The organism is Bacillus stratosphericus, assembly GCF_020524495.1.
GTDB lineage: Bacteria > Bacillota > Bacilli > Bacillales > Bacillaceae > Bacillus > Bacillus stratosphericus_B.
Genome location: NZ_JAIVLB010000020.1, coordinates 41,320 through 61,788, shown reverse-complemented (window position 1 = coordinate 61,788; position 20,469 = coordinate 41,320). Strand labels below are relative to the sequence as shown.

Genomic DNA, 20,469 nt, shown 5'->3' with positions numbered 1-20,469 from the left:
CTACTTCTAATTGATTTCTTCTCTCTTCTTCACGTTTCGATAACATGTTCATCCCCCGCAGAATTGTGTTATTACCCTTATTATACAAAAAAGCTTGTAGACTTTGTCTACAAGCTGAGCAGATATGGTGACATATCGGCTTTTTTGCTTTGCAAGAAACCAATCATATTTTCACCGCCCCCCACATACACCTGTATTGACATCTAATTTATTTTGAAGGATTAGATGAAAGGAGGACACCGACTTGTCTCAAAACAACCGATTGCAGTTTTCTGTAGAAGAATCCATTTATTTTAAAAACGGACAGGAAGTCAGTGAGCTACTGTCAATTTCTCTCGATCCTGACATTCTCGTTCAAGAAGTGAATGATTATGTTTCCATTAGAGGTTCACTCGAGCTAACAGGAGAATACAACATATATCAAGAGGAGCTAATGGGTGAATCTAGTTCCTATGCATCATACAGGCAAGCTGATGAGGTCAAGGTAAGAGAAGACGGAACGGCAGAGCTTCTGCATCAATTTCCGGTGGATATCACCATCCCTAAGAACAAAATCAGTCATTTAAATGATGTGTTTGTGTTTATTGAGGCATTTGATTATCAACTGACAGAAAGCCGCTTGCTCACGATTCAGGCTGATTTGGCCATTGAAGGTCTGTTAGATGAAGGAACGCCTGAACCGCATGTAGAAGAGCCATATGAATTTGTCCATCGTGCTGAAGAGGAATATGGCGATGTCACTTATGAATATCAGGCGCAGCCTGAATATGAAGAGCAAGAAATGCTGCCACGTGAAGAGCATGAAGAAAATGTAGAACAGCATGCCAATTTGCAACATGAAGCGCGAACTGAACAAGAAGAGGATGAAATAGACATCGAGACGGTGATGGTGGAAGAAACAGAAGAAGAGGAGGAAAATGAGGAAGAAGAAGCCGTGGCGCTTGGGTATCGTTCCTTCCCAGAAGCTCAAGTACAAGAGCCGCCATTCTTTGACCCGCCTAAGCTGCTAGAAGAAGAGGAGCGGGATGATACGTTCTTTGAGGTGGAAGTGAGGAAAGACCCTGAAGCAGAGAGCAAGGAAGAAGAAGAGCCAGCTTATCCAGCCTTTGAATCACCTGCTTATCAGATGGAACAGACGCAGGAAGAGCGGGATGACAGCTATCAGTTCGAACGATTATATGAACGTGAAGCACCAAAGGTGTATGAATCAGCTCAAGAAGCTGAGGAGTTTGAACATGACCAGAGAGAAGCGTCTGGCAGTGAGAATTCTCTTTATTTAACGAAGCTGTTCGCTAAGCAGGAGGAGGAAGATTTTTCTCGCATGAAAATATGTATAGTTCAGCAAGAAGATACGGTCGATCGTATTTGTGAGCGATATCAGTTGAATGTGCAGCAGCTCCTTCGAACGAACTCATTGTCGGTGGATGCAGAGCTTGAAGAAGGGCAGATTCTTTATATTCCTGAATATCAAAAAAGCAATGCATAGTATGAGATGATGGACCGAGAAAATGTGGTGAGAGAACGTGGATGAAATCCAATCTGTCCTATACGAATACGGGCTTGAGGCTGAATATATCGAACCTGTCAGTCCAGCTGTCGTTAGAGTGTATACAAAGCAGGGCTTATTTGCACTAAAGCGAGTAAAACCCCATCGACACATGCAGTTTACAGAGCAAATGCTTGAACTAGAATCAAAAGGCTATCGCTCGTTTGTGCCGATTTATCGCACGAAGAGCGGTTCCTTTTTCTCTAATCATCGAGAAAGCCAGTACACGTATTATCTCATGCCTTGGCTGACGAATGAAAAGAGAGAAGAGCAGGACGATAAACATGAATATTTATTCCAAGAGATTGCAAGACTTCATAAACGAACGGAAGTGATGGTGGACATCACAGAGCAAGAAATAGAAGCTCATTATACACAAATGAAGAGCAAATGGGAAACAGAGAAAGACATGTATGAACGATTCATAGAGCGGGCAGAACAAACATGGTATATGTCGCCATTTGAGCTGGTCGCTGCTATGTATTTTTCAGAAGCGATGTCTGCAAGTGAATTTGCGCTTGAACGTTTAGAGGATTGGCATGAGGAAATGAAAGACCAAGAGACAACACGAGTTGTGCTCAATCATGGGCAGTTGTCGATTCATCACTTTTTGTACAATGATGTAGGCACAGGGCATTTCACCAATTTTGAGCGGTCTAAAAAGGCCGCTCCCATATATGACCTTCTGACCTTTTACTTTCGAACATTCAAAACTTATCCTACTTCTTGTCCTGAATGCACTTCTTTGTTTTATACGTATCAAAAGGGAAATCCACTTCGGGAGGAAGAACTTCATTTGTTCTTAAGCTACCTCGCTTACCCGCAGGGCTTGTTTGATACGGTGAAAGCCTATAAAGCAGGCGGGCAGGACGAGATGGAAAGCTGTCAGCAACTGTTAAGTATGTATTGGCAAATGAAAAATTCAGAGCCGACCGTCATGAAGATTCACGACATTGAGCAGGCTAGACGTCTTGAAGAAGAACAAAATGCCTCGTCATCAGCAGAATGACGAGGTTGTTTTATGATGGCTCTCTCCTTTTTCTGTTAAGGAATGGCCTATACATAAGTGTCAGCTTGTATCGTCAGCTTTTTTAAAACCAATCAAGGTGAAACGCACAGGCGAGGAAAATAAGAATACCTAAGATGAGGACGTCAAATGTTGTGGGGAAAATGATCGTGCGAAACCCTTGAAATATGGCAATCGGGAGAACGACCTGGGAGGCAACTGCCCGAATTTGTCTAAGCCAGGGGGGAAGTGTATACGGATTGATCTTTTTCAAAATAAAACGCCCTCCTTCTTCATTTTGTTATTATCATATGGGCAATGAGGGGAAGGGTGCCTGCCCAATTTGTATAAAGAAGAAGAAAAGCGGAAAAGATGATTGACGAAAACAAAAGGCATTTAGTAATATTAATAAAAGATGATTATGTGCTGATGAACGTGATAAATCGTAAGCGTGGATCAGGAAGAGTACGAACAAGACCCTAAAGAGAGGGAAGCCGGCAGCTGAAAGGTTTCCTAGAATGTACTTGTTTGGAAGGTCGCCTGTGAGCTTAATTTCTTGAATGATAAAGTAGAGAAATTCGGGAGAACCCCGTTATCCTTTAGAGTGTACGTGACACGTATGTGTGTTCCGTGAAAAAAGGTGGTACCGCGAAAAGCTTTTTCGTCCTTTTATAAGGATGAAAAGGCTTTTTTACGTTTTATCAGCCGAAAAAATGTGGAGGTTACACAAATGGAAACAAATAATCAAGAAATGCCAACAAAGTACGATCCAAATGCGATTGAAAAAGACCGCTATACGTACTGGCTTGAAGGGAAATTTTTCGAAGCACAAAATGACAAAACGAAAGATCCATATACAGTCGTCATTCCTCCACCAAATGTGACCGGAAAACTGCACCTCGGACATGCTTGGGATTCAACACTTCAAGATATCGTAACACGCATGAAACGAATGCAAGGCTATGACGTTCTATGGCTTCCAGGAATGGACCATGCCGGCATTGCCACTCAAGCAAAGGTGGAGGCGAAGCTTCGTGAAGAAGGCGTGAGCCGTTATGACCTCAGACGTGAAAAATTTGTGGAAGAAACGTGGAAGTGGAAGGATGAGTATGCTGATTTTATTCGCAGCCAGTGGGCGAAAATGGGCCTTGGCCTAGATTACTCGCGTGAACGTTTTACATTAGATGAAGGTCTGAATAAAGCCGTTCGCCAAGTGTTTGTTCAACTATATGAAAAAGGGCTCATCTATCGCGGAGAGTACATTATTAACTGGGATCCAGCGACAAAGACTGCACTTTCTGATATAGAGGTTATTTATAAGGATGTTCAAGGAGCGTTTTATCACTTGAGATATCCGCTTGCAGATGGAACAGGTTCGATTGAAATTGCGACAACAAGACCTGAAACAATGCTTGGAGATACGGCAGTAGCTGTCCATCCAGAAGATGAGCGTTATCAGCATTTGATTGGGAAAACAGTCATTTTACCATTGACAGGCCGTGAGATCCCAATCGTCGGTGATGACTATGTAGATATGGAGTTTGGTTCAGGAGCTGTGAAAATTACACCTGCTCATGACCCGAATGACTTTGAGCTTGGAAACCGCCATCAACTAGAACGAATTCTTGTGATGAATGAAGATGGTACAATGAATGAAAATGCAATGCAATACAAAGGGATGGACCGTTTCGAATGCCGTAAACAGCTTGTGAAAGATTTACAAGATGAAGGTATTTTGTTCAAAATTGAGGATCACATGCATTCAGTTGGTCACAGTGAGCGGAGCGGAGCTGTTGTTGAGCCATACTTATCTACACAATGGTTTGTAAAAATGCAGCCGCTGGCGGATGAAGCCATCAACCTGCAAAAAGGTGATGAGCAAGTCCAATTTGTCCCTGATCGATTTGAAAAGACGTATTTACACTGGATGGAAAATATCCGCGACTGGTGTATTTCTCGTCAGCTATGGTGGGGACACCGCATCCCGGCTTGGTATCACAAAGAAACGAAAGAAGTATACGTTGGGCTGGAAGCGCCAGAAGATATCGAGAACTGGGAGCAGGATCACGATGTCCTTGATACATGGTTTAGTTCAGCGCTTTGGCCTTTCTCTACAATGGGCTGGCCGGATGCAGACAGTGAAGATTTCAAGCGTTACTATCCAACAAATCTGCTTGTAACCGGCTATGACATCATCTTCTTCTGGGTGTCTCGTATGATCTTCCAAGGTCTCGAATTTACAGGAGAAAAACCATTTAAAGATGTCCTTATTCATGGGCTCATCCGCGACGAACAAGGACGTAAAATGAGTAAATCGCTTGGCAACGGAATCGATCCGATGGAGGTCATCGACAAATACGGTGCGGATTCATTAAGATATTTTTTAGCCACTGGAAGTTCACCAGGTCAGGATCTACGTTTTAGCTTTGAAAAGGTTGAATCCACTTGGAACTTTGCGAACAAAATTTGGAATGCTTCCCGTTTTGCTTTAATGAATATGGATGGTTTTACGTATGATGAGCTTGTTTTGACAGGTGAAAAATCAGTTGCTGATCAATGGATTTTAACACGCTTAAATGAAACAATTGAAAGTGTCACACAGCTTGCTGACAAGTATGAATTCGGAGAAGTGGGCAGACATTTATACAACTTCATTTGGGATGATTTCTGTGATTGGTATATTGAAATGGCGAAGCTTCCGCTTTATGGAGAGGACGAAGCAGCGAAGAAAACCACTCGTTCAATCCTAGCATATGTATTAGATCAAACGATGAGACTTCTTCATCCGTTTATGCCGTTCTTAACAGAAGAAATTTGGCAGCATCTTCCGCATGAAGGAGAATCCATTACCGTTGCGAAATGGCCTGAAGTGAAGCCGGAGCTTTCAAACGAACATGCTTCTGCTGACATGAAGCTGCTTGTTGAACTCATTCGCACTGTTCGTAACATTCGCAGTGAAGTGAACACGCCAATGAGCAAACAAGTCGATCTTTACATCAAAGCATCCACTTCTGATGTACAAGAACGTTTAGAGAAAAATCGTTCATATATTGAGCGCTTCACGAATCCAAGTGTTCTTGAAATTGGCACAGATGTCCCGGCTAGTGATAAAGCGATGACGGCTGTTATTTCTGGAGCAGAACTCATTCTACCGCTTGAAGGCTTAATCAATTTAGACGAAGAAATCGCTCGACTGCAAAAAGAGCTTGATAAGCTGACAAAAGAAGTAGAACGCGTACAGAAAAAGCTTGGGAATGAAGGCTTTATGAAAAAAGCACCCGAAAGTGTCGTAGAAGAAGAGCGTGCAAAAGAACGTGATTATGTCGCAAAACGCGAAGCTGTTCAAAAGCGTATTGAAGAGCTGAAAGCATAATGTTGAAAAGACGGCTCCTGACTGAATGGAGTCGTTTTTTTTGAAAATTTCGTATGAAAGGGGAGATGGCATTGTTTACAACTTATCATGAAGCCATTGAGTGGATTCATAGCAGACTAGCCTTCGGCGTAAAACCGGGTATTGAAAGAATGAAGTGGTTAATGAACAGACTAGGCCATCCTGAACAAAAAATAAAAGCGGTACATGTTTCAGGGACAAATGGAAAAGGGTCAACCATTGCGTTTGCTCGTTCCATTTTACAGGCAGCCGGCTATACAGTCGGAACCTTTACCTCTCCGTTTATTTTAACGTTCAATGAACGAATCAGTGTAAATGGGGAACCTATTCAGGATGAAGAGTGGCTGAGTTTGGTGAATGAGATCAAGCCTTTTGTCGATGAATTAGATAATACAGAGCTTGGCGCAGCAACAGAATTTGAAATCATTACAGCATGTGCCTTTGTTTATTTTGCCCATGTGCACCAGGTAGACTTTGTCCTCTTGGAAACAGGGCTTGGAGGTAGACTTGATTCTACAAATGTGGCAGCACCCATCTTAACAGCAATTACGTCGATTGGTCACGATCATATGGCCATTTTAGGCGACACACTTGACCAGATTGCAGCAGAAAAAGCTGGCATTATTAAAGCTGGGATTCCGATGATCACGGCCGTTCATCAAGTGGAAGCTCTTACTGTGATTCAACACAAAGCCAAAGAAAAGAATGCGCCGTTTATCTCGTTACATGATACTTGTACATTTAAGGACCAGCATCCGACTGAAACAGGTGAACGCTTCACATTCACTACCCCAAAAAGGGAGTATCGGCATCTAGAGACTGGGTTAATCGGAACGCATCAAAGGCAGAACGCCTCCCTTTCCGTTCTATTGATCGAATGGCTGGAGCAAGAAGGATATATCCATGTGCTAGATGAGCAAGTGTATGAAGGAATTCGGCAAGCGGTGTGGGCTGGAAGATTTGAAAAGATCCAAGATCAGCCTCTTGTTTATTTAGATGGTGCTCATAACGAAGAAGGAATGGACCGTTTAATCGAAACCGTACAAGCTCATTTTTCCAGTAAACAAGTTCATGTATGTTTTAGTGCGTTAAAAGATAAACCTTACAAACAAATGATCGAAAAGCTTGAAAGGATTAGTTCATCGATTCATTTTGTTTCATTTGACTTCCCAAGAGCTGAATCCGCGGAAAAGCTTTATACATGCGGTCTATTAGAAACAAAATCGTATGACGATGATCCTTCTACAGTGCTTGAATTGATTCAAAAAAGAAGCGATGATCCTTCAGCAATGATTCTTGTGACTGGCTCTCTGTATTTTATTTCAGAGATACGAAAACGCATTTTAGGTTAATGAAAAGACGCAATTGCTTCTATGCAATCTGCGTTCTTTTTTCTTTTGATATGTAGAAGAGGAGATTAAAATCACATTTTCGCTAGATGCTCAAGATGAATGGCTATGGTACAATCCGGTCTATTCTATCCCCGGAAGGAGTCAATGAATATGATTGACATACTTGTGTTTCTTGCAGGCATCACTATGGGCTCTTTTTTCCACCTAGTTGGCGAAAGGCTGCCAATGAAGCGGTCTATTCTTCTTCCGCGTTCTCACTGTGGTGCTTGTAAACAGACGCTCTCTCTGTATGAAATGATCCCGCTCGTTTCGTATGTTGTATTGAAAGGATCATGTAAGCATTGCGGCACCCGGTTGTCTTTGCTTTACCCAATGGTTGAACTGCTATTAGGTAGCCTTTTTTTGCTCATTTATAGGGTCACTGGTTTATCGTTTGAAGGTCTTTTTCTTGCGATTCTTTGTAGTTTATTCGTGATTGCTGTCGTGAGTGATCTTCTATATATGAGGGTGCCAAACGAGTTGTTTTTCTTCTATTTTCCACTTTTCGTCATATACCGCACGCTGGAACCGCTTTTTATTTGGTGGGAAGGAGTGTCTTCACTGCTTTTTTCTTTTCTTTTGTTCTATAGTATAGATCGTTTCAAGCCAAATAGCATCGGCGGAGCTGACATAAAGCTTTTCGCTGTTCTTGCGTTTTGCTTTGGTTTCAAGGCATTCCTCATCATTCTTTTCCTCTCATCTGTCACGGGAATGGTCTATGCGAAGGTATTTTCCTTTCGATTAGACGAGCCGTTTCCCTTTGTTCCTGCGATCGCCTTTTCTTTTTTGCTTTATCTCTTTGGTCCTTTTATCTTGACCCTATTCACCAAATTGATCGGATGAGAAAATTGGCGAACACTTTTTTAGACTGCCGACAAAAGTCTTGTTCTTTTTTTTACATGCTATGTTAAAGTGTGAAACAGAAAGAAGGACGGGTTATATTCGCGCTGATTCATTGGACAGAAAGGTCTTTCTTATAAACAATGTCAGAAAGCGGGGAATGAAAGTGAAAAAAAGGCAGGCAAAAAAGCAAGGCTTAAAGGTCAATATTAATGGGAAAGAAGAAGTGCTTCATGAAGATGAGCATCAGCCCCAAAAACAGCAAGAGGATCATGTGACGTTTTCAAACTGGGAGGAAAAAAGGCAATCGGAACAGGAGACAGCAGCTTCTCAGGAAGAACCGTCTAAACCGAAAGAAGGAGATTTCCAGTGGGACGACGCAGCTGATCATATTTACCACTCTGATCCAAAGGTTGTTACACCTTATCAAAAGAAAAAAGGCTCATTCGATCAGAAGTTCAGTAAAAACCATGGTCCCTTCAAGAGAGTAATAACAACGATTGTATTTGCAGTGGTCCTTGGGACAGGTCTCGGTGTGTTTGCGCTAAGTTTAAGTCAAGATGGTTCAGACAATCCGTCCGGCGGAGATCATATTAGTGTCTCAGCATCTGGAAGCCAACCTTCGATGAAAGCTGGAGAGGATTCGCAACCAGCGGGTACTACAGATAAATCAAAAGAGAATAAAGATGAAAAAAGTGTCTCTGGCAGTTTTTCAACCTTTGTCGTACAGGCTGGGAAGTTTTCTTCTGAAAAAGGAGCAGATGACTTGGTTGGCAGTTTAAAAGATGCAGGATATGCGGGAAAGAAAGTATCAATAGATGATGGATATTACGTGATTGCTGGGCTTGCCAAAGAACAAGGGATGACAAGCGCTGTTGGGAAAAAGCTAATTGATCAGCACTTTGAAGCATGGGGAGGCAAGAAGCTCTCGTTTCAAGTGCCAGATGAGCTGACAGGATTGATCGAAAAGGCATCCGTTTTATCCTCTAAGGTCATTGCAGGGGATGAAGTAGAGAAAAATGAAGTTGCGCAGCTGATCTCTGAGCTGGAAAGTACCAAAACAACTGACGCATCAGCCAAAAGCAGTTTGCTGAAAGCTGTTCAACTGTTAAATGACCCGACTGCTGAAAATGGGTGGAAATCTCAGCAAGCGCTGCTTGACCAATTAAATACGTAAAATCAATTTTTAAGAAAGCAAACTAGTCAGAAAAATGACTAGTTTTTTTCTTTTGCTTCCAACATAATGATGAAGGAGCTTGAAAAATAAATTTTCATAAATTGTCGGTAAGATGTACATTTGATAGGATGAATGGGTATCTTACTTCTTTAGGCTAAACCCTGAAAGGATGAACAAACATGAACCAGTTGATTCTCGCATCTCAATCACCTAGAAGAAAAGAATTGCTTGATTTAGCAGGTTTTTTTTATGACATTCAAGCAAGTCATTTAAAAGAAGAAATAAATCGAAACCTTTCACCTGCTAAGAACGTCCAATGGTTGGCAGAACAAAAAGCAAATGATATTCAAAAAATACATCCCAAAGCTGTGATCATTGGTGCAGATACGATTGTTGCTATTGACGGCAAATGTCTTGGGAAACCAAAAGACAAGGAAGAAGCAGCCGCAATGCTTCAATTATTGTCAGGCAAGACACATCAAGTCTTGACTGGTGTCACGATTCAATCAGAGAATAGAAAAGAAACGTTTTATGAACAGACAGAAGTGACATTTTGGGCGCTCACGCAAAACGAAATAGACCGTTATATTGAAACTGGCGAGCCGCTTGATAAAGCTGGAAGCTACGGCATTCAAGGAAAAGGTGCACTGTTTGTTCAAAAAATAGCTGGTGATTATTTTTCTGTTGTAGGACTTCCTATTGCCAAAACAGTCAGAGTGCTTGAAACATTTGGAATCACCCCTTTTTGATGACGGGAAGGAATTCTAAAAAGGAGTGTTCATCATTAACCATTTCCCTATGTTGCTTAAGCATTTCCCTCATGATGAAAAGCCGCGAGAACGATTTATTAAATATGGTCCAAGTAGTTTGTCAAACCATGAACTTGTCGCGATTCTTTTAAGAACTGGCGCAAAAAAGGAATCTGTTCTTCAAATATCCGCAAGACTTCTGCAAACATTTGGCGGTCTTCGTTCTGTGAAGGAAGCTTCTATTGAAGAACTGTCAAAGATTCGAGGAGTTGGAAAAGCGAAGGCGGTCTCTCTTTTAGCTGCTTTAGAACTTGGTACTAGATTACACCATCAAACGTCGGATAACCCTTATGTCATCCGAACGCCGGAGGATGGGGCGAACTTTGTCATGGAAGATATGAGATTTTTGACACAGGAAAATTTCGTTTGTCTTTATCTCAATACAAAAAATCAGGTTCTTCATAAACATACCGTGTTTATTGGAAGTCTGAACTCATCGATTGTTCACCCACGCGAAATATTTAAAGAAGCCTTTAAACGTTCGGCGGCTTCATTTATATGTGTGCACAACCATCCATCTGGAGATCCAACGCCTAGCAGGGAAGATATTGAAGTTACAAAGCGACTTTTTGAATGTGGAAAGCTGATTGGAATACAGCTGCTTGATCATCTTGTCATAGGTGATCAAAAATTTGTGAGTTTGAAGGAAAAAGGGTATTTGTAACACTTTTTTTTTCAATGTTTTACGATATAATAGAGTTTATGAGTTTTTCCCTTAAGGGAATTTTGGTTGAAGAAAGGAAGATACATACATATGTTTGGAATTGGTACAAAAGACCTTGGAATAGATCTTGGAACAGCGAATACACTTGTTTTTATTAAAGGAAAAGGCATTGTTGTGAGAGAACCGTCTGTCGTAGCTTTGGAAACTGATACGAAGTCTATAGTAGCGGTCGGAAATGACGCTAGAAATATGATTGGCCGTACACCTGGTAATGTTGTGGCACTTCGCCCAATGAAAGACGGAGTCATTGCAGATTACGAGACGACAGCAACAATGATGAAATACTACATTAATCAAGCATTAAAAAACAAAGGGCTATTTGCTCGTAAACCTTACGTGATGGTATGTGTGCCATCTGGTATTACAGCTGTAGAAGAGCGTGCAGTCATTGATGCAACAAGACAAGCTGGTGCACGTGACGCTTATCCTATTGAAGAACCCTTTGCAGCTGCGATCGGTGCTAACCTGCCTGTATGGGAGCCAACAGGAAGTATGGTTGTAGATATTGGCGGCGGTACAACAGAAGTGGCCATTATTTCACTTGGGGGCATTGTGACATCTCAATCGATTCGTGTTGCAGGAGATGAAATGGATGAAGCAATCAGCAGTTACATCCGTAAAACGTATAATCTCATGATCGGTGATCGTACTTCAGAAGCAATTAAAATGGAAATCGGCTCTGCACAGCCAGACGAACATGATGAGATGGACATTCGCGGACGTGACCTTTTAACAGGTCTTCCAAAAACCATCTCTATTACGGCGGAAGAGGTTGCAAAAGCGCTTCGTGATACGGTGGAGACAATTTTAGATGCGGTGAAAGTCACTCTTGAAAAAACCCCACCTGAGCTAGCGGCAGATATTATGGATCGCGGAATCGTTTTAACAGGCGGCGGTGCATTACTGCGTAATCTTGATAAAGCCATTAGTGATGAAACAAAAATGCCAGTCATTATTGCTGAGGACCCACTAGACTGTGTGGCGATCGGAACAGGGAAAGCACTAGAACATATTCACTTGTTCAAAGGAAAATCAAAAGATAATCGGGCGTAAATAAAGAGGTGTAAGACATGCCGCAGTTTTTTATGAATAAAAGATTAATGTTGCTCTTTGTCTGTATCATCGTACTGGTGGCCATGATTGGTTTTTCAGTGAAAAGAGAAAGAGGTGCTTCATGGCCGGAAAAATTAGTGGGGGATACGACAGGCTTTTTTCAAAGTGTATTTCATAAACCATCACAATTTATTGCCGGTATTTATGAAAACGTACAAGATTTAAAGAACACGTATGATGAAAACGAGCGTCTTCGAAAAAAACTTGATGGACAAACTCAATATGAGGCGAAAATTCAAGAACTAGAAGATGAGAACAAAAAGCTCCGCAAGCAGCTCGGATATGTGAACTCTATTCGTGATTATACGCCCATTCTCTCAACTGTCATTGCGAGAAATCCGTCCCTTTGGGATAGCTTTGTGATGATTGATAAAGGGAAAAAACAAGGCGTTGATAAAGATATGGCGGTCACAAATGAGAGTGGTGCGTTAATTGGTAAAATTGAAAGTGATAAGCTCAACAATTTCACTTCGACTGTAAGGTTGCTAAGCTCTACAGACCAAAATAATAGAATTTCAACGAAAATTTTTGCGAAAAAGGGCAAAGAAGAACTCAATGGAATTATTAATGGCTATGACAGCAAGAAAAAAATGTTGACAATGAATATTCTAAAATCCGATGCTGATGAGGATGTCAAAAAAGGAGATCTTGTTGAAACATCTGGAGCAGGGGGCGTTTTCCCGCAAGGCTTGACGATTGGTAAGGTGAGTGAAATCGAACCTGACCATTACGGACTGACAAAAATCATTTATGTAGAACCAGCTGCTGACCTCAACAATTTAGATTGCGTGATTGTTGTGAATCGCAGCACAAGTACGGCAGATGCATCTGAATTGACGAAGGGGGAAGGCTCGTGAAACGTGTCCTTCTTGCTTTTGTCATGTTGTTTATCTTCGTATTTGACAGTATTTTTGTTAATTTAGTGAAGCTTCCATTTGTTTCAGAGAATCAAGTTTTAGCACCTCATTTCATCTTACTTGCACTTGTATTTATGACAGCTTTTATGAATCAAAAATATGGTGTGATTTACGGATTTATCTTTGGACTTTTATATGATATTTCGTATACAGGCATACTTGGTGTTCATATGTTTGGCTTTGGTACTCTCTGCTATTTGTTAGCGAAAGCCTTCAAAGTCCTTCAGACGAATATTTTAGTTGTTGTCTTTCTGTCGATTATTGCTGTTTCTGTCATGGAGTTTTATGTGTACGGTGTTCAAGCAACGATTCAAACAGGGATTATGCCTTTTAATACGTATGTCATCGAACGCTATATTCCAACGATTCTTTTAAATACTGCTGCGTCTCTCATACTTGTTGTGCCGCTTAGGCTCTTTTTCATCAATGTGAAACAAGGACTGATCGACGAATAAAAGCAGGAGTTTGTCCAATTACGGAGAATGAGTATGTTGTTGAGGTGAGCATCTTGAAAACTCAAAAACAGCAATATGTGACGATAAAAGGTACAAAAAACGGTTTAACATTACAGTTAAATGATGACTGTTCGTTTGAAGACCTTCTTTCTGGCTTGCGTGAGATTCTTTTACTTGAGCAATACTCAGATGGAAGAGACGGGCATAAAGTCAATGTGCATATTAAACTTGGTTTACGGTATTTAACAGAGGATCAGGAGACACGTTTGACTGAAGCGGTGTCTGAAAATGAACATCTTGTGATTCATTCCATTGAAAGTGACGTCATGTCAACTGAAGAAGCGAGACGATTAAAGGCAGAGGGTGAAATAACGTCTGTAGCGAAAATTGTCCGCTCTGGACAGGTGCTTTACGTTGAAGGAGATCTTCTATTAATAGGAGATGTCAATCCTGGCGGAACCATTCGCGCAGGGGGAAATATTTTTGTGCTCGGTGCGTTAAAAGGCGTGGCGCATGCTGGATGTAATGGAAACAAACAAGCTGTCATTGCGGCATCTCATATGATTCCAACACAGCTGCGCATCGCACAAGTTTTTAACCGTGCACCAGATCAAAAAGAAGATGGAAATGAAATGGAATGTGCTTATTTAGATATAGAGGGCAATATGATCATTGAACGCCTGCAGCAATTGGCTCATATAAGACCTAATCTGACAAGGCTTGAGGGAGGAATGTGAAATTGGGCGAGGCTATTGTGATTACCTCAGGAAAAGGCGGCGTTGGTAAAACAACAACATCTGCAAACTTAGGCACGGCACTAGCAATTCAAGGGAAAAAAGTGTGTCTAGTTGATACCGATATTGGCCTTCGGAATTTGGATGTCGTGATGGGGCTTGAAAACCGCATTATTTATGATCTAGTCGATGTAGTAGAAGGGAGATGCAAAATCCACCAAGCGCTTGTAAAAGATAAGCGTTTCGAGGATCTTTTGTATCTTTTACCTGCTGCTCAAACAAGCGATAAAACCGCAGTAGAGCCTGAGCAGATCAAAGAATTAATTCAATCATTGAAACAAGACTTTGATTATGTTGTCATTGATTGCCCTGCTGGAATTGAGCAAGGCTTTAAAAATGCTGTGTCAGGTGCGGACAAGGCAATTGTTGTTACGACGCCTGAAATCTCGGCTGTGAGAGATGCGGACCGAATTATCGGCTTGCTAGAACAAGAAGATATCGAACCGCCACGTTTAATTGTAAACCGAATTCGTACACACATGGCGAAAAATGGTGATTCAATGGATGTTGATGAAGTTGTTCATCATTTATCAATTGATCTTCTTGGCATTGTAGCAGATGATGATGATGTCATTAAGGCATCAAACAATGGTGAACCCATTGTAATGGATGCCAAAAACAAAGTATCGATTGCGTATCGTAATATTGCTCGCCGCGTACTAGGTGAATCAGTTCCACTTCAATCATTTGAAGAAGAAAACAAAGGTATGTTTGCAAAGCTCAAAGCATTTTTCGGCGTCAGAGCATAATCGTTTACGTGAAAAAGACCGATTCGATGAGAATCGGTCTTTTTGTTGCATATCACATGAGCTCCCCACATAAAATGTACAAACTGTTTGTATGTAAAGGGTGATCTCATGAAAAGAGTGGACGAGTATCGAAAGAAGGTAGCACAGCGCCGGAAAACGAAGAATCCGGCTGGTTCTCCCAAAAAGACGGTTTTCAAGAAAAAAGACGATATCCCGCCGTGGGTCATGCTGTCAGAGGAAGAAAAGCATTCTGGATCATCTTCCTATGAGACGTCTCACCAGACACAAAAGTATCGGCATCCGCTATTTAACCCCAATACCTTTGTGCTCAAATGCTTACTTTCTTCTTCTCTTGTGTTGATTGCAGCCATTTCATTTAAAGGTCAGACTGGCCCTTTTCAGCAGCTAAAGCCGATGATCAGTCAAACCTTTGAACAAGATTTTCAATTTGCGGCTGCCAATCGTTGGTTTGAGAAAATCTTGGGGAACCCACTTGCCTTTTTCACCGAGAAAAAGGAAGGCCAAAAAGACGCACAAGCCAATCAAGAGCTGGCTGTACCTGCTTCTGGAAAGGTGCAAGAATCATTTACACAAAATGGTGCAGGTGTCAAAATTGAAACATCCGCTGAAGCCATTGATAGTATGAAAGAAGGCTATGTTGTAGAGGTGAAAAAGAAAAGCGACACAGGGCTAACAGTGGTTGTGCAACATGCGGATAACAGCTACAGTTGGTACGGTCAATTAAAAGATGCTTATGTGGCCTTATACGATTTTGTCGATAAGGGTGAAAAAGTTGGTCAAATTTTGCTTGATAATAAAGGGAAGGGCACTTATTACTTTGCCATTAAGCAAAATGAACAGTTCATCGACCCCATTCAGGTGATGACCTTTGAATAGATGGCTGCTCATGCTGACGAAAATTCACATTCATCCGCTTCTTTGGATTGTGATGGCGTTTGCGATTCTTTCAGGTCAAATCAAGCCGCTGCTTTGTCTGCTCATTATCGTCTGTGTCCATGAGCTTGGCCATGCAGCGGTTGCTTGCTATTATCATTGGCGTATTCGGCGGGTTTTTTTACTGCCCTTTGGCGGGGCTGTAGAAGTAGAAGAGCATGGTAACCGTCCGCTAAAAGAAGAGCTGGTAGTCATTTTATGCGGACCGCTTCAGCATGTGCCGCTTCAACTAATGGCATGGCTTCTCATGGAAGCCTCTCTTCTTTCATATGATGTCTTTACGATGTTCACTTTTTATAATATGACGATCTTTCTTGTGAACCTTCTTCCTATTTGGCCACTTGATGGCGGGAAATTATTCTTTTTGCTCTTATCTGCTTTTTACCCTTTCCAACGTGCGCATGCCCTTGCGATAAAAGGATCACTTGTCTTTTTCATTCTTTTGACAGTAGGGTTACTCTGTTTTGCTCCGCTGCAATTCAATGGCTGGGTGCTGCTCACTTTTTTAGCGTATTCCCTTGTGATGGAACACCGGCAGCGGCACTACGTCAGGCTTCGTTTTTTATTAGAACGATATTACGGTAAAAAAGAGCAAAAGGTAGAAAAACTCATTCCGCTGAAAGCCAGTGCTGAGGAGAAAATATACGAAGTGATGGCTCGTTTCCAAAGGGGCTGTAAGCATCCGATTATTATCGAAAGAAACGGTGTGAAAATGAGCCAGCTTGATGAAAATGAACTGCTCCATGCTTATTTTTCAGATCGGAGAACCACCTCCTCGATGGAAGAGCTTCTTTTACCGTACTAATGGTAAAATACATTGACATTCTGCGTCTAGTTTGGTATATTTTTTAATGTTATGGATATGTAGCACCCGTGCTACAACCGCGCGGAGCAGGTGTAAAGTGCCTATGGCCCCCTGTATTCGGCGAGTCTGAGTTTATTAGGAGGTGCAGAGATGTACGCAATTATCGAAACTGGTGGTAAACAAATCAAAGTTGAAGAAGGCCAAACTGTCTATGTTGAAAAACTAGCTGCTGATGCAGGTGAAACAGTTACTTTCGAAAACGTATTGTTTGTCGGCGGAGACACTGTCAAAGTGGGTAACCCTTCAGTTGCTGGAGCAACAGTAACGGCTAAAGTTGAAAAACAAGGTCGTGGTAAGAAAATTACTGTGTTCAAGTACAAACCGAAGAAAAACAACCACAAAAAACAAGGTCATCGTCAACCTTACACTAAAGTTGTTATTGAAAAAATCAACGCTTAAGGCGTGTGAGTGATATGATCAAAGCAATCATTACTCGGTCAACAGCAGATGAAAGCATTACGTCTTTTCAGATGACTGGACATGCCGAGTTTGCTGAAAAAGGTCAGGATCTCGTTTGTGCAGGTGTATCTGCTGTTGTTTTTGGCTCTGTCAATTCAATTATTGCATTGACACGAATTGATCCACTGCTCGATATAGGAGACGAAGGCGGGTATTTCTCTTTTGACTTGCCGGCTGATACAGATCCAGTATCCTTTGAAAAAGCCCAGCTGCTTTTAGAAGGCATGGTCGTTTCTTTAGAGACAATCGAACGAGATTATCACGATTATGTGAGAATATTAACAAAAAAATAGGAGGTGAAACTTCATGCTTAGATTAGATCTTCAATTTTTCGCATCTAAAAAAGGGGTAGGTTCTACAAAGAACGGACGTGACTCTGAGTCTAAACGATTAGGCGCTAAACGTGCTGATGGTCAATTCGTAACTGGTGGTTCTATCCTTTATCGTCAACGTGGAACGAAAATCTATCCAGGTGAAAACGTTGGACGAGGAGGCGACGACACTCTTTTCGCTAAAATCGACGGAACGGTTAAATTCGAACGTTTTGGTCGTGACCGTAAAAAAGTGAGCGTATATCCTGCGGCACAATAATTGCTAAAAACTCCGGTCATTGACTGGAGTTTTTTTCACTATTCAGGAAAATTTTGCACTTTTTACAAGTGGTACCGAAGATGATAAAAGAAGATGCACTCCATAAATATCAAAGAACGTTTGCTGACTTTGCCTCATTTTCTCCTATTCGATCAGAAAAAACAACCTTTCCTCACATAACTATTGTTTTTCTAAGCTGACTTCTCTGTTATAATTCAGAGAGACATAGTGATGATAAGACTCCTAAAAAAGAGACCAAACGATTGGGAGTGCGATAATGGAAGAGATACCAAGTAAACAAAACGAAAAATTAACTCACATTGCATTAACAAATGATTTGATCTATCTGCTTAGTCGTTCAAGACACGACTGGATGAATAAACTGCAGCTGATCAAAGGAAACTTAACATTAGAAAAATATGACCGAGTGTTTGAAATTATAGAAGAAATGGTCATTGAAGCACAGCATGAATCCAAACTCTCAAATTTAAAAATTCCCCAATTGGCCCATTATTTTCTAACATTTAATTGGGAGTCGCATTTTATCACCCTAGAATATGAAGTGCTTGGTGAAACACGAGACTTATCAGCATATGAATCGCAGCTGCTAACGGTATCAAGGGAGTTGTTTACGATATTCGATCAATCAGTTTGCCAAAAAACTGAAAATCATTTAACGGTCACGCTCCAAACAGATCATGAAGAGAATGATGTGGTCTTATATTTTGATTTCAAAGGGAAAGTAACAACTTTGAATGGGTTAAATGCATTTCATGACGCAAACTATCCATATATGAATATAACGCAATTTCATGTGACGTCTCATGAGTCCATGATTGAGCTTTGTTTGAGGCAAGAACGAGATATGTGATGCAGAGAAACGGAGGAAGTTATGTTTGTAGATCAGGTTAAAGTGTATGTTAAAGGCGGTGACGGCGGAAACGGTATGGTGGCGTTCCGTCGTGAAAAATATGTACCAAAAGGCGGGCCTGCAGGTGGCGACGGCGGAAATGGCGCAGATGTTGTATTTGAAGTGGACGAAGGGCTCAGAACGTTGATGGACTTTCGTTATAAACGCCATTTCAAGGCTGATCGCGGCGAGCACGGGATGAGTAAAAACCAGCATGGCCGAAATGCGGAAGAAATGGTCGTTAAAGTTCCACCGGGCACGGTTGTGACTGATGCAGAGACAGAACAAGTATTAGCTGACTTAACAGAGCATGGGCAGCGGGCAGTCATTGCAAAAGGCGGACGAGGCGGACGTGGAAATACACGATTTGCTACACCAGCAAACCCTGCACCACAGCTTTCTGAAAACGGTGAGCCAGGTAAAGAACGTGACGTAATCTTAGAATTAAAAGTGCTTGCAGATGTGGGACTCGTTGGTTTCCCAAGTGTTGGTAAGTCGACGCTACTTTCGATTGTCTCTTCTGCGAAACCGAAAATTGCAGATTATCATTTTACAACGATTGTGCCGAACCTAGGAGTTGTCGAGACAGATGATAACAGAAGCTTTGTCATGGCGGATCTGCCAGGACTGATTGAAGGAGCGCACCAAGGTGTTGGCTTAGGTCATCAATTTTTACGTCATATTGAGCGGACACGTGTTATTGTCCATGTCATTGATATGTCTGGACTTGAAGGACGTGACCCATACCAAGACTACGTGACGATTAATGAAGAGCTTGAGCAATACAATATGAGATTGACAGAGCGTCCGCAAATTATTGTTGCCAACAAAATGGACATGCCAGATGCAGCTGATAATTTACCCTCATTTAAAGAAAAACTAACCGATGACCATCAAGTGTTTCCGATTAGTTCGATCACAAGAGAAGGGCTTCGTGAGCTCTTATTTGAAATCGCCAATCAGCTTGAAACAACACCGGAGTTCCCGCTCTATAATGAAGATGAGCTATCTGATAACCGTGTGATGTACAAGTTTGATGAAGGAGAAGCACCATTTAAAATCTCAAAAGATTCTTGTGGTACGTTTGTCTTAACTGGTAAGGCACTTGAGAGACTGTTTAAGATGACAGACTTCTCAAGAGATGAATCAGTTAAACGTTTCTCCAGACAATTGCGCGGAATGGGTGTCGATGATGCCTTACGTGAGCGTGGTGCGAAAGATGGCGACATCATTCGTCTGCTTGAATTTGAATTTGAATTTATTGATTGATCTCAAGGAGGGTCCAGTCCATGGGCTCTCCCGTTTTTAAAAGGGGAGAAAACAGGTGAAAGAAGAAACGTTCTATTTAGTGAGAGAGGATGTACTTCCAGATGCGATGCGAAAAACGCTTGAAGTCAAAAAGCTGCTTGATCGCAAAAAAGCGGATTCAGTCGCCGATGCTGTTCAAATAGCGGATTTAAGCCGTAGTGCTTTTTATAAATATCGAGATGCTGTTTTTCCGTTTTATACGATGGTCAAAGAGCAGATCATCACATTGTTTTTCCATCTTGAGGACCGGTCTGGAGCTCTGTCTAGGCTGCTTCAAATTGTGGCTGACTCTGGCTGTAATGTGCTATCCATTCACCAAACCATTCCGCTGCAAGGAAGAGCGAATGTCACCCTATCGATCAGTACGGCTGGCATGGCAGATGATATCAATACAGTCATGAATCAATTAAGAAAACTTGAGTTTGTCGAAAAAGTTGAAATTCTAGGTTCTGGGGCGTAAAAGGAGAGAT

The 20,469-nt window shown here is 41.6% G+C and carries 22 protein-coding genes and 2 other annotated features; of the genes, 21 read left to right on the top strand and 1 reads right to left on the bottom strand.

The features are described from left to right. Positions 1 to 244 precede the first annotated feature (244 nt). Positions 245 to 1,486 (top strand): LysM peptidoglycan-binding domain-containing protein, encoded by a 1,242-nt coding sequence (locus LC033_RS09835; RefSeq protein WP_226568078.1) that lies wholly within the window; start codon positions 245 to 247, stop codon positions 1,484 to 1,486. 37 nt (positions 1,487 to 1,523) lie between these two features. Beyond that, entirely contained in the window at positions 1,524 to 2,555 is a 1,032-nt protein-coding gene (gene ysxE, locus LC033_RS09830) for a spore coat protein YsxE (protein ID WP_226568077.1), read from the top strand. Between the two features lie 82 nt (positions 2,556 to 2,637). Here the strand turns inward: ysxE and LC033_RS09825 are convergent, their stop codons facing one another. Next, positions 2,638 to 2,826 carry a YszA family small membrane protein gene (locus LC033_RS09825; protein WP_003216497.1) on the bottom strand — a complete coding sequence of 63 codons (189 nt, stop codon included), beginning with the start codon at positions 2,824 to 2,826 and terminating at the stop codon, positions 2,638 to 2,640. 169 nt (positions 2,827 to 2,995) lie between these two features. Next, positions 2,996 to 3,224, top strand: a binding site (T-box leader). A 58-nt stretch (positions 3,225 to 3,282) separates the two neighbouring features. On the opposite strand from LC033_RS09825, the gene LC033_RS09820 reads away from it, so the two are divergent. The 19 genes from LC033_RS09820 (at position 3,283) to thrR (ending at position 20,459) form a co-directional block, all read left to right on the top strand. Continuing rightward, positions 3,283 to 5,925, top strand: coding sequence for a valine--tRNA ligase (locus LC033_RS09820; protein WP_226568076.1), 2,643 nt, complete (start codon positions 3,283 to 3,285; stop codon positions 5,923 to 5,925). A 65-nt stretch (positions 5,926 to 5,990) separates the two neighbouring features. After that, the gene (locus LC033_RS09815; protein ID WP_281430322.1) at positions 5,991 to 7,295 is read left to right on the top strand and encodes a bifunctional folylpolyglutamate synthase/dihydrofolate synthase; all 1,305 of its coding nucleotides are present in this window, start codon (positions 5,991 to 5,993) and stop codon (positions 7,293 to 7,295) included. 150 nt (positions 7,296 to 7,445) lie between these two features. Continuing rightward, positions 7,446 to 8,177: a prepilin peptidase gene (locus tag LC033_RS09810; RefSeq protein ID WP_226568074.1), complete on the top strand. Its 732-nt coding sequence runs from the start codon at positions 7,446 to 7,448 to the stop codon at positions 8,175 to 8,177. 157 nt (positions 8,178 to 8,334) lie between these two features. Next, entirely contained in the window at positions 8,335 to 9,351 is a 1,017-nt protein-coding gene (locus tag LC033_RS09805; protein WP_226568073.1) for an SPOR domain-containing protein, read from the top strand. Between the two features lie 179 nt (positions 9,352 to 9,530). After that, positions 9,531 to 10,100, top strand: coding sequence for a Maf family protein (locus tag LC033_RS09800; protein WP_226568072.1), 570 nt, complete (start codon positions 9,531 to 9,533; stop codon positions 10,098 to 10,100). Positions 10,101 to 10,149: 49 nt separating this feature from the next. Beyond that, complete coding sequence (radC, locus tag LC033_RS09795; RefSeq protein WP_226568080.1) at positions 10,150 to 10,824, top strand: RadC family protein; 675 nt, start codon at positions 10,150 to 10,152, stop codon at positions 10,822 to 10,824. A 90-nt stretch (positions 10,825 to 10,914) separates the two neighbouring features. Next, positions 10,915 to 11,937: a rod shape-determining protein gene (locus LC033_RS09790; protein WP_226568071.1), complete on the top strand. Its 1,023-nt coding sequence runs from the start codon at positions 10,915 to 10,917 to the stop codon at positions 11,935 to 11,937. Positions 11,938 to 11,954: 17 nt separating this feature from the next. After that, positions 11,955 to 12,854 (top strand): rod shape-determining protein MreC, encoded by a 900-nt coding sequence (gene mreC / locus LC033_RS09785; RefSeq protein WP_226568070.1) that lies wholly within the window; start codon positions 11,955 to 11,957, stop codon positions 12,852 to 12,854. Then, on the top strand, positions 12,851 to 13,369 hold the full coding sequence (mreD, locus tag LC033_RS09780) for a rod shape-determining protein MreD (RefSeq protein ID WP_226568069.1): 519 nt from the start codon (positions 12,851 to 12,853) through the stop codon (positions 13,367 to 13,369). Before mreC ends, mreD begins: the two co-directional genes overlap by 4 nt. A 53-nt stretch (positions 13,370 to 13,422) precedes the next feature. Next, positions 13,423 to 14,106, top strand: coding sequence for a septum site-determining protein MinC (minC, locus tag LC033_RS09775; RefSeq protein WP_226568068.1), 684 nt, complete (start codon positions 13,423 to 13,425; stop codon positions 14,104 to 14,106). 2 nt (positions 14,107 to 14,108) lie between these two features. Beyond that, on the top strand, positions 14,109 to 14,912 hold the full coding sequence (gene minD / locus LC033_RS09770) for a septum site-determining protein MinD (RefSeq protein ID WP_017358134.1): 804 nt from the start codon (positions 14,109 to 14,111) through the stop codon (positions 14,910 to 14,912). A 108-nt stretch (positions 14,913 to 15,020) separates the two neighbouring features. Further along, positions 15,021 to 15,809: a M23 family metallopeptidase gene (locus tag LC033_RS09765; RefSeq protein WP_226568067.1), complete on the top strand. Its 789-nt coding sequence runs from the start codon at positions 15,021 to 15,023 to the stop codon at positions 15,807 to 15,809. Next, positions 15,802 to 16,671, top strand: coding sequence for a M50 family metallopeptidase (locus LC033_RS09760; protein ID WP_226568066.1), 870 nt, complete (start codon positions 15,802 to 15,804; stop codon positions 16,669 to 16,671). Before LC033_RS09765 ends, LC033_RS09760 begins: the two co-directional genes overlap by 8 nt. 65 nt (positions 16,672 to 16,736) lie before the next feature. Then, positions 16,737 to 16,809 (top strand) — a sequence feature (ribosomal protein L21 leader region). Positions 16,810 to 16,821: 12 nt separating this feature from the next. Then, entirely contained in the window at positions 16,822 to 17,130 is a 309-nt protein-coding gene (gene rplU, locus LC033_RS09755) for a 50S ribosomal protein L21 (RefSeq protein ID WP_008357905.1), read from the top strand. A 14-nt stretch (positions 17,131 to 17,144) separates the two neighbouring features. Then, positions 17,145 to 17,483 (top strand): ribosomal-processing cysteine protease Prp, encoded by a 339-nt coding sequence (locus LC033_RS09750; RefSeq protein WP_226568065.1) that lies wholly within the window; start codon positions 17,145 to 17,147, stop codon positions 17,481 to 17,483. A 13-nt stretch (positions 17,484 to 17,496) separates the two neighbouring features. Further along, positions 17,497 to 17,781 carry a 50S ribosomal protein L27 gene (gene rpmA, locus LC033_RS09745; protein WP_003216586.1) on the top strand — a complete coding sequence of 95 codons (285 nt, stop codon included), beginning with the start codon at positions 17,497 to 17,499 and terminating at the stop codon, positions 17,779 to 17,781. A 277-nt stretch (positions 17,782 to 18,058) separates the two neighbouring features. Further along, entirely contained in the window at positions 18,059 to 18,652 is a 594-nt protein-coding gene (locus LC033_RS09740) for a sporulation initiation phosphotransferase B (protein ID WP_226568064.1), read from the top strand. Positions 18,653 to 18,673: 21 nt separating this feature from the next. Beyond that, positions 18,674 to 19,960, top strand: coding sequence for a GTPase ObgE (gene obgE / locus LC033_RS09735; RefSeq protein WP_226568063.1), 1,287 nt, complete (start codon positions 18,674 to 18,676; stop codon positions 19,958 to 19,960). A gap of 55 nt (positions 19,961 to 20,015) precedes the next feature. Continuing rightward, the gene (thrR, locus tag LC033_RS09730) at positions 20,016 to 20,459 is read left to right on the top strand and encodes a transcriptional regulator ThrR (RefSeq protein ID WP_226568062.1); all 444 of its coding nucleotides are present in this window, start codon (positions 20,016 to 20,018) and stop codon (positions 20,457 to 20,459) included. Positions 20,460 to 20,469: the final 10 nt, after the last annotated feature.

Excerpts from the sequence above, each read along its gene's own strand:
- rpmA (WP_003216586.1), top strand. The coding sequence starts at position 17,497 with ATGCTTAGATTAGATCTTCAATTTTTCGCATCTAAAAAAGGGGTAGGT.
- LC033_RS09800 (WP_226568072.1), top strand. The coding sequence starts at position 9,531 with ATGAACCAGTTGATTCTCGCATCTCAATCACCTAGAAGAAAAGAATTG.
- LC033_RS09740 (WP_226568064.1), top strand. The coding sequence starts at position 18,059 with ATGGAAGAGATACCAAGTAAACAAAACGAAAAATTAACTCACATTGCA.
- LC033_RS09765 (WP_226568067.1), top strand. The coding sequence starts at position 15,021 with ATGAAAAGAGTGGACGAGTATCGAAAGAAGGTAGCACAGCGCCGGAAA.
- mreC (WP_226568070.1), top strand. The coding sequence starts at position 11,955 with ATGCCGCAGTTTTTTATGAATAAAAGATTAATGTTGCTCTTTGTCTGT.
- LC033_RS09810 (WP_226568074.1), top strand. The coding sequence starts at position 7,446 with ATGATTGACATACTTGTGTTTCTTGCAGGCATCACTATGGGCTCTTTT.
- rplU (WP_008357905.1), top strand. The coding sequence starts at position 16,822 with ATGTACGCAATTATCGAAACTGGTGGTAAACAAATCAAAGTTGAAGAA.
- radC (WP_226568080.1), top strand. The coding sequence starts at position 10,150 with ATGTTGCTTAAGCATTTCCCTCATGATGAAAAGCCGCGAGAACGATTT.
- LC033_RS09805 (WP_226568073.1), top strand. The coding sequence starts at position 8,335 with ATGAAAGTGAAAAAAAGGCAGGCAAAAAAGCAAGGCTTAAAGGTCAAT.
- LC033_RS09820 (WP_226568076.1), top strand. The coding sequence starts at position 3,283 with ATGGAAACAAATAATCAAGAAATGCCAACAAAGTACGATCCAAATGCG.
- LC033_RS09815 (WP_281430322.1), top strand. The coding sequence starts at position 5,991 with ATGGCATTGTTTACAACTTATCATGAAGCCATTGAGTGGATTCATAGC.
- LC033_RS09790 (WP_226568071.1), top strand. The coding sequence starts at position 10,915 with ATGTTTGGAATTGGTACAAAAGACCTTGGAATAGATCTTGGAACAGCG.
- LC033_RS09750 (WP_226568065.1), top strand. The coding sequence starts at position 17,145 with ATGATCAAAGCAATCATTACTCGGTCAACAGCAGATGAAAGCATTACG.
- obgE (WP_226568063.1), top strand. The coding sequence starts at position 18,674 with ATGTTTGTAGATCAGGTTAAAGTGTATGTTAAAGGCGGTGACGGCGGA.